This window comes from Ruegeria sp. O11 (genome assembly GCF_056535285.1).
Window position 1 is genome coordinate 360,236 of the sequence record NZ_JBQERS010000001.1, and the last position, 13,905, is coordinate 374,140.

The window sequence follows — 13,905 nt, forward strand, 5'->3', positions numbered from 1 at the left end:
GGTCAGACTCCGCAAGTCGCCTCGATGATCGGATCTCCGGTCTCGGCCTTGAACCATGTTGCGTTCGTCAGGCTGCCATCGGTTGCAAATTCTGCACCGTCAACCAAATTGGCGCGACTATTCTCGGCACAATTGACTGCAATCGGCAGTTTTGAAACCGGTGCCCAGCGGCCGAAGAAGTAGAGATCCACAAGACGTTGATCAGGGACACTTTCGTTTGTGCGAACAGATACGGTATCGATGGCTGCGAAGCGATCGACGAAGGGCACCGCATATGTCCAAGGTCTATAAATCGCGCGGCTTTCGATCTCTTCGACAATTGCTAGCCCATCGGGCAGTTGACCACGCGTGCGATCATACCAGGAATATTCGCTTGAGATCGTCATGGCGATCATCCCAACGCCTGCCGCGACCGGAGCGGCCCATTTTGGCAACCGGCCACCGGTTAGTTTGTTCAGCACCATGACAACGCCGGCAAAGGCAAAACCTGCAAAGACCGTGCCTATCAATTCCAGAAACATATTGTCTCTCCGTTATTCAGGCCTGAATTAGCCCAGCATACCTTTGCCATGACCAACCGCCGATTGCATCGTTTTTACCACGACGAAGGCATCGCGAAGATGACTTCGCTCAAAGTCCGAAAGGGCGGTTGGGGGCAGATAATTGTCCGGCGCGTCACCGGATTTCACTAATCTGACCTGATGTTCCAGCCGCGTCTCGGCAATCAGATCATAGGCGTCCAAAAGATCGCGCGCACCGGATGCACTCAGGACATCTGCTGCCTGGGCAGCACTCAGACGGGCGCGTGTGTTGGCCTCAGATAACTGACCCTGAAGGCTGTAGATGCGTGCCAGATCAACCACAGGCACGACGCCATTGTGCTTGAGGTCCAGCGTATTGCGGTGTTCACCCGACCGGATCGTTGCAAAACCGCGCAGCAGCCCCAATGGTGGCGTGTGTTTCAGCGAATTCGAGATCATGTGCGCCACGAAGATCGAGTTTGCGCTGGCATTGGCCAAAGTCTCGGACTGCAGATCAGTGAATAGGTCGAAATTGCCCCCGATTGGGCGCAGATCGAACATGACTGAGGCCAGCATCTGTGCCTCAGGGTTCGGCCTGTCAATCCATCCTTTGAAGTAATCGCGCCAGACCCTGACTGGTTGGCACCAACGTGGATTTGTCGCCATCATGTCGCCGGGGCAATAGAAATACCCGCATGTGTCCAGCCCGTCCGATACGAACTTGGCCAGATCTGCGAAGTACGCCATGTCGTCTTCGGTTACGCTGTCATCCAGCATCAGGCAATTGTCCTGATCCGAAACACCGGTCTGCTCCTGCCGTCCTTGCGAGCCGCAGGCCAGCCACAGGTAAGGCACCGGAGGTGCCCCAAGCTCGGCCTCGGCCAGTGCCAGCAAGCGCCGTGTTGCGGTGTCAGCAATGTCGGTGATCAGTCGTGTCACGATCTCGTGCCGGTTGCCGCCTGCAACGAGTTGAACCAGCAGTTGGGGTATCTCGGCAGTGACTGTAGCCATCTCATCGGCAGTATTGGCGCGGGCGATCCGGCCCACCAACTCGGCAGAATTGACCGCCTGATAACGGGTGAGGTCGGTTTGAGTGACGATGCCAACCAACCGCCCGGCCTCGGAAATCGGGATATGCCCGATGCCGCGCTCCATCATCACATGCAGCACGTCCGAGCCGATATCGGTGGGGGACAGCGTGATCGGGTTGGTGGTCATGATGGCTGAAACCGCAGTGTCTGCTGGCATCGACTCGGCGACGAATTTGCCCGAGATATCGCGCAGGGTCGCGATGCCCAGCAACTTTTCACCCTCGGTCACGCAGAGTGATGAGATATTTCGGTCGCGCATGATCTGCGCGGCGTTTTGAACCGGAGTATCGGGCGGGCAAGTGGCAGGGTCGCGCGCCATCAAAATGTCAATTGCACTGGTGGCCAGGCTTTGCGGCCCGCTGCGTCCACCGCGTGTGCGGTTGAAGAATTTGGACACCACGTCGTGCCCGTCGATCAGGTTTTTCACCAATTCTGGTGGCAGCACGATCAGCACCGTCGGTGTATGCGCGCGCGCATGGGTTGCGGCCTTGCCGTCCTTCAGCAATCCGCGTTCACCAAATGAGTTGCGCAGTCCCAGATGCGAGACGACAGCGCCATTCTCATCTGTAATCTCCACCTGTCCTTCGTAGATCACAAAGACGCCGGGCAGAGCATTGCCCAACTGGTAAATGCTGCCATCGGCATCGACCTCGCGCACTTCGATCTGCTGGGCCAACTCGTCCAGCGCATCGTGGGGCAGGGCGTCATAGGGGTGCACAGATTTCAGAAACCGGGTGATTTCGTCATGGGACAGGGGCATTTACGCTCTCCGGAGTTCCGAATAAAAATCCCACCCGGTGGTGTGCCGGGCGGGAACAGTAAGTCGAAAGACGCGATCGAAGACAAGAGCCGCCGACCGCATCACACTCAGTGATCCTGAGCTGCGCCCGCACCACGGGGAATGCGAATGCTTTCGACCATATCTTTGATCTCCTGCGGAGTCTCTTTGGTTGCGCCCGCTACAAAGTAGGCGACCGCAAAGTTGATCATCGCACCGATGGCGCCGAACGAGGTCGACTTGATCGGACCCAGAAGCGGGTCAGCATCGGTGAACGAGTTGGTGCCCGGAATGAACAGCCAGCCCTTATGCAGGAAGATGTAGACCAGAGTTACGGTCAGACCAGCCAGCATACCCGCAACCGCGCCGGTGTTGTTGATGCGGGTCGAGAAGATCCCCATCATCAGCGCCGGGAAGATCGAGGCAGCCGCCAGACCGAAGGCCAATGCAACCGTCTGCGCCGCAAAGCCCGGAGGGTTGAGACCAAGATAGGTTGCAACAACGATGGCTACAGCCATGGCAATCCGCGCCGCCAGAAGTTCACCCTTTTCAGAGATCGACGGGTTGATTGCACCTTTGACAAGGTCATGGGACACAGCCGACGAAATCGCCAGCAGCAGACCCGCAGCGGTAGACAGAGCAGCCGCAAGACCACCGGCAGCAACAAGACCGATCACCCAACCTGGAAGGTTGGCGATTTCGGGGTTGGCCAGAACCAGGATGTCGCGGTTGAACTTGGTCAGCTCGTTTCCGACCCAGCCTTTTTCTTCGGCAAGCGCCTGCATGTCGGCATTCTTGTCGTTGTAGTACTGAATCTTGCCGTCGCCGTTCTTGTCTTCCCAATCCAACAGACCGGTTTTCTGCCAAGTAGCCATCCAATCATAGCGCGGATCGTTGTCGATATCTTCGACCGAGACAGCGCCACCTTCGATGCCGCCATTGGGCCACATCATGTCACTGATGTTCAGACGCGCCATGGCACCAACCGCAGGGGCGGTCAGGTACAGCAGAGCGATGAAGACCAGTGCCCAGCCAGCCGACCAACGTGCGTCAGATACCTTAGGAACGGTGAAGAAGCGCATGATGACGTGCGGCAGACCCGCTGTACCGATCATCAGCGATAGGGTGAACAGCACCATGTTCAGCGTGTTCGAGTGGTGGGCCGTGTACTCATTGAAGCCCAACTCGGTCACGATGGCGTCCAGCTTGGTCAGCAAGGGTTCACCGCTTGCGGTGTCACCAAACAGACCCAGCGCCGGAACCGGCGTACCGGTCAGCTGCAACGAGATGAAGATGGCCGGGATAGTATAGGCGGTGATCAGCACGCAGTACTGAGCGACCTGAGTGTAGGTCACGCCCTTCATCCCGCCAAACACCGCGTAGGCAAACACAACAGCGGCACCGATTAGCAGACCCGAGGTGTTGGACACTTCGAGGAAGCGGCCGAACGCCACGCCCACGCCAGTCATCTGACCAATCACATAGGTCACCGACGCAACGATCAGACAGATAACCGCCACGATACGTGCGGTCTGGCTGTAGAAACGGTCGCCGATGAATTCCGAGACGGTGAACTTACCGAACTTACGCAGGTAAGGCGCAAGAAGCAGCGCCAGCAGCACGTAGCCACCGGTCCAACCCATCAGGAAGGTTGAGTTGTCATAGCCGGTAAAGGCAATCAGGCCCGCCATCGAGATGAACGAGGCCGCAGACATCCAGTCCGCCGCTGTCGCCATACCGTTGGTGACCGGGTGAACGCCGCGTCCGGCAGCGTAGAACTCCGATGTGGAACCCGCACGGGCCCAGATCGCGATGCCGATGTACAGCGCAAAGGACGCGCCCACAAACAGCAGGTTGATGGTAAACTGATCCATGGCTCTTACTCCTCGTCCACGCCGTGTTCAGCGTCGAGCTTGTTCATGCGCCAGGCGTAGTTGAAGATCAGCACCAGAAAGACCAGGATCGATCCCTGCTGAGCGAACCAAAAGCCCAGATCTGTACCGCCAACGGCGATGCCAGACAGCAGCGGACGCAGCAGAATGCCGAATCCAAACGACACCAGCGCCCAAATCGCGAGGCTGATGTAGATGAGGCGCAGGTTGGCCTGCCAATAGCCCTTGTCGGCTTCGGCAGTCTGCGCGGAGTTTGTTGAATGATCCGCCATCGCGGGTTCCTCCTTCGCTTCCCTCATTGGCGGCCCGTTGCCCAACTCCTCCAGTGCCGTGGGCCGCTTCTCGAAATTGCCAGATGCCGGATGGCGTCAGGCATAGCTTCTCCGGTCTGCCGAGGCAGTTCCATTGAAGTATTCTGTTTTTGGATCAAGGCCCTAGGGCTTATCTGCTCCCCTTAGTCCATGACTTCGCCGACAATCCCGTTAAGGTCTCGCGCGATGTCGTCGATCTGACCCATGGCATCGATGCCTTTCAGCACGCCCTGGGCTTGATAGTAGTCAATCAATGGTGCGGTTTGCGCGTGATAGGCGGTGAGCCGCGAGGCGACCGTCTCGGCATTGTCATCAGCGCGGCGCTTGAATTCGGTGTGGCCGCACTTGTCACATTTGCCGTCTTCTACGGGCTGCTTGTAGGTGTCATGATAGCCTTCACCGCATCCGGCGCACGTGTAGCGACCCGAAATCCGCGTAACCATTTCGGCGTCTTCAACCTCAAGGCTGATGGCCGCGTTGATCTTCTGATCTGACGACGCGAGTAAACCATCAAGCGCTTCGGCCTGAACCGTAGTGCGCGGGAACCCATCAAGAATGACGCCCTTGGAGCAGTCCGGTTCCGCCATGCGGTCGCGCAGGATAGCGATGACGATCCCGTCGCTGACAAGATCACCGGCCTCCATTACCGCTTTGGCCGCATTACCGGCATCAGTGCCTGCGGCAACCGCGTCGCGCAGCAGATCACCGGTGCTGAGTTGTACAAGCCCGAACTTCTCTTCCAACATACGGGCCTGCGTACCCTTCCCGGCGCCCGGAGGGCCGAGAAGGATCAGAACGGCGGGGGATATGGTCGTGGCAGCGTCCATCACATCCTCACTTGTTCGCGCGGTTTTCGATCAGGTCTTCGACCACCGAAGGATCGGCCAGTGTGGAAGTATCCCCAAGCGAGCCAAAATCGTTCTCGGCAATCTTGCGCAGGATGCGGCGCATGATCTTGCCCGAGCGGGTCTTAGGCAGGCCAGGAGCCCACTGGATCACATCCGGGCTGGCGATCGGGCCGATCTCGGTCCGGACCCAAGTGCGCAACTCCTTCAGTAGATCATCCGAAGGCTCGCGATCATTCATCAATGTGACATAGCAATAGATGCCTTGCCCTTTGATTTCATGTGGATACCCGACAACGGCGGCCTCGGCCACGGCGGCATGTGCCACCAGTGCGCTTTCCACTTCGGCAGTACCCATCCGGTGACCCGAGACGTTGATCACATCATCGACGCGGCCAGTGATCCAGTAATCGCCATCCTCATCGCGACGGCAGCCGTCGCCTGTGAAGTAGTAGCCTTTGTAATCCGAGAAATAGGTCTTTTCGAACCGCTCATGATCGCCCCAAACGGTGCGCATCTGACCGGGCCAGCTGTCCTTGATGCACAGAACGCCTTCGACACCATTGCCTTCGATCTCAACACCGGACTGAGGGTCCAGAACCACAGGCTGAATGCCAAAGAAGGGCTTCATCGCCGAGCCGGGCTTCATCGCGTGAGCACCGGGCAGGGGGGTCATCAAGTGACCGCCAGTTTCGGTCTGCCACCAGGTGTCAACGATCGGACAACGTCCACTGCCAACCACTTCGTTATACCAGTTCCAGGCCTCCGGATTGATAGGCTCGCCGACCGTGCCCAACGTGCGTAGGTCGCTCAGGTCGCACTTCTCGACCCACTCGTTGCCTTGCCCCATCAGAGCGCGCAGCGCAGTTGGGGCGGTATAGAACTGGTTCACCTTGTGCTTTTCACACACCTGCCAGAAGCGCGAGGCATCCGGATAGGTAGGCACACCTTCGAACATCAGCGTGGTCGCACCGTTGGCCAGCGGGCCATAGACGATATAGCTGTGGCCGGTGACCCAGCCTACATCCGCCGTGCACCAGTAAATGTCGCCTTCGTGATAATCGAACGTGATCTCATGCGTCATGGCCGCATAGACCAAATAGCCGCCGGTCGTATGAACAACGCCCTTGGGCTGACCTGTCGAACCGGAGGTATAGAGGATGAACAGCGGGTCTTCCGCGTTCATCTCAGCGGGTGCACAATAGTCGTCCGCCTCAAGCGCCATTTCGTTGTAATCGTAGTCACGACCGTCGATCCACGTGGTTTGCCCACCAGTGCGTTTAACGACCAAGCATTTTACTGTGTCCTTACAGTGCAGCAGTGCAGCGTCTGCGTTCGACTTCAGCGGGGTCTTGCGGCCACCACGGGGCGCCTCATCGGCAGTGATGACGACTTTGGCGTCGCAACCGTTGATACGTGCCGCCAACGCGTCGGGTGAAAATCCGGCAAATACAATCGAATGAATCGCTCCGATCCGTGCACAAGCCAGCATCGCGTAAGCTGCTTCGGGGATCATTGGCAGATAGATGACAACGCGGTCGCCTTTGCGTACACCCATCGACTCAAGGATGTTGGCCATCCGGCAAGTGCGGCGATGCAGTTCGGCATAAGTAATATACTGAGCCGTGTCGTTTGGATCATCTGGCTCCCAGATAATGGCCGTCTGATCGCCACGCGTCTTCAAATGACGGTCCAAGCAGTTGGCTGAGACGTTCAGCGTACCGTCCGCATACCAATTTATGCCAACCGAACCAAATTCATAGCTGACGTCTTTGACCAGAGTGTAGGGCTTGATCCAGTCAACGCGCTTGCCTTGCTCATCCCAAAACGCCTCAGGGTTATTGATCGACGCAGCATACATATCTGCGTATTTGTCGGCGTCGACATGCGCACGGGCGACGGTTTCTGCGGATGGCGGATATGTCTTGGCATCTGCCTGGGCAGCGGTGGTCATTTTTGAGGCTCCTCCCTCTGGACTGGATTGCATGGGACCGATATTGCCAGCCGATCAGACAATGTCGATCCATTTCCTCCCCAAGTTGAATAATACGGAGATCAGAAAAGAAATAAATAAATTACGATAATCCTTGAACTTCTTTGTAAATAAGTTTCAGAATAATCGCGATACTTGTAAATAAATATGAAATTACCAGTAATTATTAAATAATAACAGTAATATGACTGTAACGTACAAAAAGCTCACCGGATCGGTTCTAGAATATTAGTATATAGCCCCATTTTGTTGAGCTGAATTGATGGCGGTAACACCGCTTATCCAAGCAGGGGTTGGCAGATTCCAGACTAGGCGCTAGCTTCTCTTTCAAGCGCCTCGATAGGGGGCGCATCTATGGGAGAGATCACAATGAATAAGATAGTGAGTGGTGCGGCCTTTGCCGCCCTGAGCGTGGCGTTTGTCACCGAGGCAGCCGCGACCGAATGGAATGCCTCGGTCTGGGGTAAACGTCGTGCTTTTACCGAACATGTTGAAAAACTGGCTGAACTGGTGAACGAGAAAACCGGCGGCGATTTCACCATCAATGTCAGCTATGGTGGCCTGTCGAAGCCCAAGGAAAATCTGGACGGGATCGAGATTGGTGCGTTTGAGATGGCGCAGTTCTGCGCGGGCTACCACCGCGACAAGAACCGCGCGATCACTGTTCTGGAGCTGCCCTTCCTGGGTGTGAACACACTGGATGAAGAAGTGGCTGTCAGCCACGCGGTTTATGATCACCCGGCGGTCAAAGATGAGATGGCGCAATGGAACGCGCGTATCATCATGACCTCGCCGATGCCTCAATATAACCTTGTTGGCACCGGTGACCCTCGTGATGAACTTGCCGAATTCGACGGGATGCGTGTTCGTGCCACCGGTGGTTTGGGGCAAGCATTTGAAGCGGTTGGTGGAGTACCTACGTCCGTGCCCGCAACCGAAGCCTACAATGCGATGGAATCGGGCGTGGTCGATACAGTGGCCTTCGCTCAGCATGCGCATCTGTCGTTTGGAACCATCAACGAAGCCGACTGGTGGACGGCGAACCTCAATCCGGGAACCGTGAATTGCCCAGTTGTGGTGAATATAGACGCCTATGAAGCCCTGCCAGCGGAACACCGTGAGGCGCTTGATAGCTCGATTGATGAGGCGATCGCACATTATCTGGCCAACTACGGTGGACTGCTTGAAAAGTGGGACGGCGTTCTGGAAGAAAAGGGCGTTGAAAAGGTCGAGATTGACGGCGCAGTTCTTGAAGAGTTCCGCGCCAAGGCCGCCGATCCAATCCGCGCAAAATGGATTGAAGACATGACAGCGCAGGGTTTGCCAGCGCAGGACCTGTACGATCTGGTGCAGGCAACACTGCAACAGCAACGCGGCGGTAACTAATCGCTCTTCGCCGGGTGTCATTGGGCACCCGGCCTTTCCTACAATCAAAGGATTGCGGAGATGGCAGGACATGCCACGGTGCTTGAGGATGGCAGTCTTCTAAGTCGGCTGGATCACCGATTGTTGCGACTGGAGCGCTTTATGGCGCTGATCAGTGGATTTGCGGTCTTCGGACTGATGGTGCTGGCTGTTGTGTCAGTCAGCGGCCGAAACGCCTTGAACGCGCCGTTGCCCGGCTATGTTGACTGGATCGAACAGGCGATGCCCCTGATCGCATTTCTGGGCATTTCGTTTGTGCAACGCGATGGCGGGCACATTCGAATGGATATCGTGATCTCGCGCCTGAAAGGGCGGGCGCTGTGGTTGTTCGAACTGATCTCGGTCCTGTTGATCCTACTGCTGATGCTGGCGCTGGTTTGGGGCAGTTGGTCCCATTTCGACCGCTCCTTTGATTTTGGCGCCCCGATGTGGAGCCGCGATAGCTCGATTGACATCGGGATTCCTATTTGGCCAGCCAAGCTGCTGGCGCCCGTTGCTTTTTCGGTTCTTTGTGCCCGGCTGATCTTGCAGGTCTGGGGCTATGGGCGCGCGTTCTTGCTGGGGCTCGAAACCCCGGTTGCCGTCCCGTTGATACAGGATGCCGCTGCACAGGCTGCAGCCGAGGCCGAACAATTCGAAGGACGTAACTGACCCATGGATACGATTGATATCGGCCTTTGGGTCACTGCCGGTCTGCTGATCCTGGTCGTCACGGGCATGCGGGTGGCATTCGCCGCTGGCTTGGCAGGCTTGATTGGCCTTATTTGGATATTCTGGGCCAAGTTTGGGTATGATCCTGGGCGATTTGGCAAAGCGCTAACGGTCGCAGTCAAAACAGCCGGGCAGGTGCCGCACTCTAAGGTGGCATCGCATACACTCAGCCTGATCCCAACATTCATACTGATTGGCTATCTTGCTTACTACGCTGGCCTGACCCGCGCCTTGTTTGAGGCGGCAAAACGCTGGGTGGCTTGGGTGCCTGGCGGTTTGGCCGTTTCAACAATCTTTGCGACCGCCGGTTTTGCAGCGGTCTCAGGTGCCTCGGTCGCCACATCAGCTGTCTTTGCGCGCATCGCCATCCCCGAGATGCTGTCCGTAGGGTATAACAAACGTTTCGCCGCCGGGGTGGTCGCCGCTGGTGGGACCTTGGCTTCTCTTATTCCGCCGTCTGCGATCCTTGTGATCTACGCCATAATTGTCGAGCAGGACGTGGGAAAACTGTTGCTTGCGGGTTTTATTCCCGGTGCGTTCTCGGCGGTGATTTATGGGTTGTTGATCGTTGGCATCGCCGTGATTTTCAAATCCGTCGGGCCGCCTGTGACAGGATTTACCTGGAAACAACGATTTGCGGCGCTTCCGGGCGCGTTGCCCATCGTGGCAGTGATCCTCATCATCATCTGCTTCGTCTATAACCCGTTTGGCGACAAGGCCTGGGGCACCCCAACCGAGGGAGGAGCCATCGGGGCCTTCATCGTGTTCTGCTTTGCCATGATCCATGGGATGCGCTGGCCAGAGTTCAAGTCGGCCTTGCTTGAAACCGCCAAACTGACCGCCATGATCTTTGCGATCATCTGGGGCGTTCTGATTTATGTCCGCTTTTTGGGATTCGCTGATCTGCCCGGAGCGTTTTCCGACTGGATCACCTCGCTCGAGATGTCGCCGATGCTGATCCTGATCTGCATCTTGCTGGCCTATGCAGTGCTGGGCATGTTCATGGATGCGATCGGCATGCTGCTTTTGACACTGCCTGTCGTGTATCCCGCCGTTATGGCCCTGAATGGGGGCGAGGCCGTTAGCGCCGCAGACAGCGCCTTTGGCATGTCCGGGCCGATGTGTGCGATCTGGTTTGGTATTCTTGTGGTGAAAATGGCCGAGTTCTGCCTGATCACACCACCCATTGGCCTGAATTGCTTTGTCGTTGCCGGGGTGCGCCCTGACCTTAGTGTTCAGGATGTGTTCAAGGGGGTGACGCCTTTCTTCATTGCAGATGCTCTGACCATAGCGCTGCTGGTGGCTTTTCCGGGGATCGTTCTATACTTGCCATCGCTGGCCGGATAAGAAAAAGCCCCGGCCAAAGGCCGGGGCACAGTTATTGATGTGCGGGTTCTTTATCCTGCCCGCATCAACATCCCAAACAGGTCCCTTGGGTCGTCAGGGTCTGCGAGCATATCCAATGCTTCATAGAAATCAGTGCCTTCAATTGCACTTTTGATATATCGTAATGCCGAAAAATCTTCGATTGCGAAGCCCACACTGTCAAACAACGTGATCTGTCGATCGTCGGTGCGGCCTTTGGCCTGTCCGGTCATCACTTCCCACATCTCGGTGACCGGGTGATCATCCTCCAGAGCCTGTATTTCACCTTCGATCCGCGTTTGCTCGGGGTATTCTACAAAGATATCCGAGCGCAGAAGGATATCGCGGTGCAGTTCGGTTTTGCCGGGGCAATCGCCGCCAATCGCGTTGATGTGGACGCCGGGGCCGACCATATTGTCTGTCAGGATGGTAGCGTATTTCTTGTCAGCGGTGCAGGTCGTTATGATCTGAGCGCCTTCGATCGCGTCCTCCGGCGTTTTACAGGGCACGACCGTCAGCCCTTTGCCCTGCAGATTGGCAGCACATTTCGCCGTCGCGTTCGTATCGGTGTCGTAGAGCCGGACAGTATCGATCCCGCACATGGCTTTGAATGCGAGACACTGGAACTCGGATTGCGCTCCGTTTCCGATCATCGCCATCGTCGTCGCCGATTTGGGTGCGAGGTATTTGCCAACCAGCGCCGAAGTTGCTGCCGTCCGCAGAGCGGTCAGCATAGTCATTTCGGTCAATAATGTCGGGTAGCCGGTATAAACATCAGCCAGCAGGCCAAACGCTGTCACGGTTTGCAGGCCCTCAGACGTGTTCTTGGGGTGACCGTTTACGTATTTGAACCCGTAAGCCTCACCATCCGAGGTTGGCATCAGTTCGATTACGCCGTGTGGTGAGTGAGCCGGGATGCGGGGCGTTTTATCAAAACTCTCCCAGCGTTTGAAATCAGCTTCGATCTGCGCAGCAATCTGTGTGATCATCTGTTCGACCCCGACGTGGTGAACCAGACGCATCATGTTGTCGACGGATACAAACGGCACGAGGGCCTTATCAGAGGGTTGCATCAAAGACTCCTATCGGCGGGAAAGATGGATACCAGCGATCATACAACGTACGGATCCACCGGCTGTTTCAATTGTGGGAACCGAGAGCGGCAGCGGAGTTGCGCTGGCTTCGATAACTGCGACTTGAGCGGGCGTAAGAGCCTTTAGGGCACGACTGGACAGCGCCAGAACAAGACCATCCTTGCCGCTAAGCTCAATCGCGTTTCCTGCAAAATCTGCGATCTGTTCATGAGACAGATCGATGACAGTACGACCAGACTCCTCAAGCCGTGCCCGAACTGTTGCCCGACGTTCTGGGTCGGAAATCATGTCCAAACAGATCAGCGCGTAGTGCGTCCCGATCCCCATCAGAACATTGGTGTGATAGACATCGCGTCCTTCGGCATCCTTTGCATCGAACGCGATCGGCTCATAGTTGAAATGCGTACAGAAACGTTCCAACAACACCGGATCAGCGCGGTTGGATCGAACGGTGTAGGCAATACGGCCCACGTGATCCAGAACCAATGCGCCCGTACCCTCAAGCGCGAGGTCGTCCTGTTCGAGGCCGGAATAATCGATGATGTCCTGAACACGATATTCATGCTTTAGCATCTCAATCACATCTGAGCGTCTTTCGCGTCGGCGCGATGGTACGAACATCGGATATATGGCGACATGACCGCCCGGATGGGTCGAAAACCAGTTGTTTGGGAACACGCTGTCGGGTGTATCGCGCTCACCTTCATCGTCAAACACATGAACGGTTACACCAGCAGCGTGAAGCTGTTCTACTGCTTTGTCGTGCTCATCCCGCGCAGCCGCTGAAGTCGCTGCGGCAGATCGATTTGCCAGCGTTTGAAACGCATTGTCGTCTCGGGTTTCTGGATTCGACGCGAATGCATGGGGGCGCACCATCACTACAGCCGAAGGCGATTGAAGAGATATCATCAGAAGCTCCGGGTTGGGCGATCGAAGATGCGACGACCCATCAGCGAGGCCGCAAGATCGACCATCAGTTTTGCGGTCCGGCCGCGCTCATCAAGGAACGGGTTCAACTCGACGAGGTCCAGCGAACAAACGAGGCCGCTTTCGTGCAGGAGTTCCATGACCAGGTGCGCCTCACGCTCGGTCGCGCCTCCGGGGACTGTGGTGCCAACCGCTGGTGCGATCGAGGGGTCAAGGAAATCCACATCCAACGAGACATGCAGCATGCCGTTGGCCTCGCGTACTTTGTCGAGAAAGGCCAGAAGTGGGGTCTTGATGCCGTGTTCATCGATGCTGCGCATATCGGCCAGCATCGCGTCATCCTTTTCCAGCGCTGCGCGTTCGGCTGGATCAACCGAGCGCAATCCTATCATCCCAACGCGATTGGTTGGGATTGGAGTGGTTACAGGAGGAAAGGGTTCAAACCCCGGTTGACCGGTGAAATAGGCAACGGGTGTTCCATGTAAATTGCCGCTATCTGTACTGCTCGGTGTATGAAAATCACTGTGTGCATCCAACCAAAGAACAAAGAGCGGGCGCCCGATTTCATTCGCATGTGCCGCCATCCCTGTGACCGTACCCATCGACAGCGCGTGATCGCCGCCCATGAAGATCGGCAAACCTTGCTCTGCGACTTCATTCGCAGTCCGGCTCAACGCCTGTGTCCAGCCCACGCATTCCGGAAGCGAGAACAGATGGGCGTCTTCTGGCACGTCTACCTGATCCGGGCGAGTGTCGCCGATGTCGGTCACGGTATGGCCCAGGTCAGACAGCGCTTGTTCAAGCCCGGCGACACGGTAGGCGTCAGGGCCCATTCGACAGCCCTGACGATGTTTGCCAGCATCCATCGGAATCCCGGCGAGAATGATGTTCTGTTTGCTCATAAATCTATCTATCGATACGATATGAGTTGAGAGAAGAGGGCAAATTGATC

At 56.6% G+C, this 13,905-nt stretch carries 12 protein-coding genes; 3 read left to right on the forward strand and 9 right to left on the reverse strand.

The window, feature by feature from the left end:
- Positions 1 to 2 precede the first annotated feature (2 nt).
- From ACRZ91_RS01840 to acs, 6 genes are all read right to left on the reverse strand, one after another.
- On the reverse strand, positions 3 to 521 hold the full coding sequence (locus tag ACRZ91_RS01840; protein ID WP_170469566.1) for a hypothetical protein: 519 nt from the start codon (positions 519 to 521) through the stop codon (positions 3 to 5).
- A 27-nt stretch (positions 522 to 548) separates the two neighbouring features.
- Positions 549 to 2,372: a DUF294 nucleotidyltransferase-like domain-containing protein gene (locus ACRZ91_RS01845; protein WP_480902149.1), complete on the reverse strand. Its 1,824-nt coding sequence runs from the start codon at positions 2,370 to 2,372 to the stop codon at positions 549 to 551.
- 107 nt (positions 2,373 to 2,479) lie between these two features.
- On the reverse strand, positions 2,480 to 4,264 hold the full coding sequence (locus ACRZ91_RS01850) for a sodium:solute symporter family protein (RefSeq protein WP_480902151.1): 1,785 nt from the start codon (positions 4,262 to 4,264) through the stop codon (positions 2,480 to 2,482).
- A gap of 5 nt (positions 4,265 to 4,269) precedes the next feature.
- Positions 4,270 to 4,554, reverse strand: a complete 285-nt coding sequence (locus tag ACRZ91_RS01855; protein WP_010439512.1) for a DUF4212 domain-containing protein — start codon at positions 4,552 to 4,554, stop codon at positions 4,270 to 4,272.
- Between the two features lie 182 nt (positions 4,555 to 4,736).
- Positions 4,737 to 5,420 (reverse strand): adenylate kinase, encoded by a 684-nt coding sequence (locus ACRZ91_RS01860; RefSeq protein WP_480902153.1) that lies wholly within the window; start codon positions 5,418 to 5,420, stop codon positions 4,737 to 4,739.
- Positions 5,421 to 5,427: 7 nt separating this feature from the next.
- A complete protein-coding gene (gene acs, locus ACRZ91_RS01865) occupies positions 5,428 to 7,392 on the reverse strand; it encodes an acetate--CoA ligase (RefSeq protein WP_480902156.1) in 1,965 nt (654 codons plus the stop codon).
- Positions 7,393 to 7,800: 408 nt separating this feature from the next.
- Here acs and ACRZ91_RS01870 point away from each other — a divergent pair, with 408 nt between their 5' ends.
- The 3 genes from ACRZ91_RS01870 to ACRZ91_RS01880 are packed head-to-tail and all read left to right on the forward strand — an operon-like array spanning position 7,801 to position 10,914.
- Entirely contained in the window at positions 7,801 to 8,817 is a 1,017-nt protein-coding gene (locus tag ACRZ91_RS01870) for a C4-dicarboxylate TRAP transporter substrate-binding protein (protein ID WP_480902158.1), read from the forward strand.
- A 60-nt stretch (positions 8,818 to 8,877) separates the two neighbouring features.
- Complete coding sequence (locus ACRZ91_RS01875; protein WP_480902160.1) at positions 8,878 to 9,507, forward strand: TRAP transporter small permease subunit; 630 nt, start codon at positions 8,878 to 8,880, stop codon at positions 9,505 to 9,507.
- 3 nt (positions 9,508 to 9,510) lie between these two features.
- Complete coding sequence (locus ACRZ91_RS01880; protein WP_480902162.1) at positions 9,511 to 10,914, forward strand: TRAP transporter large permease; 1,404 nt, start codon at positions 9,511 to 9,513, stop codon at positions 10,912 to 10,914.
- Positions 10,915 to 10,964: 50 nt separating this feature from the next.
- Here the strand turns inward: ACRZ91_RS01880 and ACRZ91_RS01885 are convergent, their stop codons facing one another.
- From ACRZ91_RS01885 to rocF, 3 genes are read right to left on the reverse strand one after another with little or no spacing between them, the layout of a single operon-like run.
- Positions 10,965 to 12,008 (reverse strand): ornithine cyclodeaminase, encoded by a 1,044-nt coding sequence (locus ACRZ91_RS01885; RefSeq protein ID WP_480902164.1) that lies wholly within the window; start codon positions 12,006 to 12,008, stop codon positions 10,965 to 10,967.
- Between the two features lie 6 nt (positions 12,009 to 12,014).
- Entirely contained in the window at positions 12,015 to 12,935 is a 921-nt protein-coding gene (gene ctlX, locus ACRZ91_RS01890; protein ID WP_480902167.1) for a citrulline utilization hydrolase CtlX, read from the reverse strand.
- A complete protein-coding gene (gene rocF, locus ACRZ91_RS01895; RefSeq protein WP_480902169.1) occupies positions 12,935 to 13,855 on the reverse strand; it encodes an arginase in 921 nt (306 codons plus the stop codon). The genes ctlX and rocF overlap by 1 nt, the downstream gene beginning before the upstream one ends.
- Between the last annotated feature and the right edge of the window lie 50 nt (positions 13,856 to 13,905).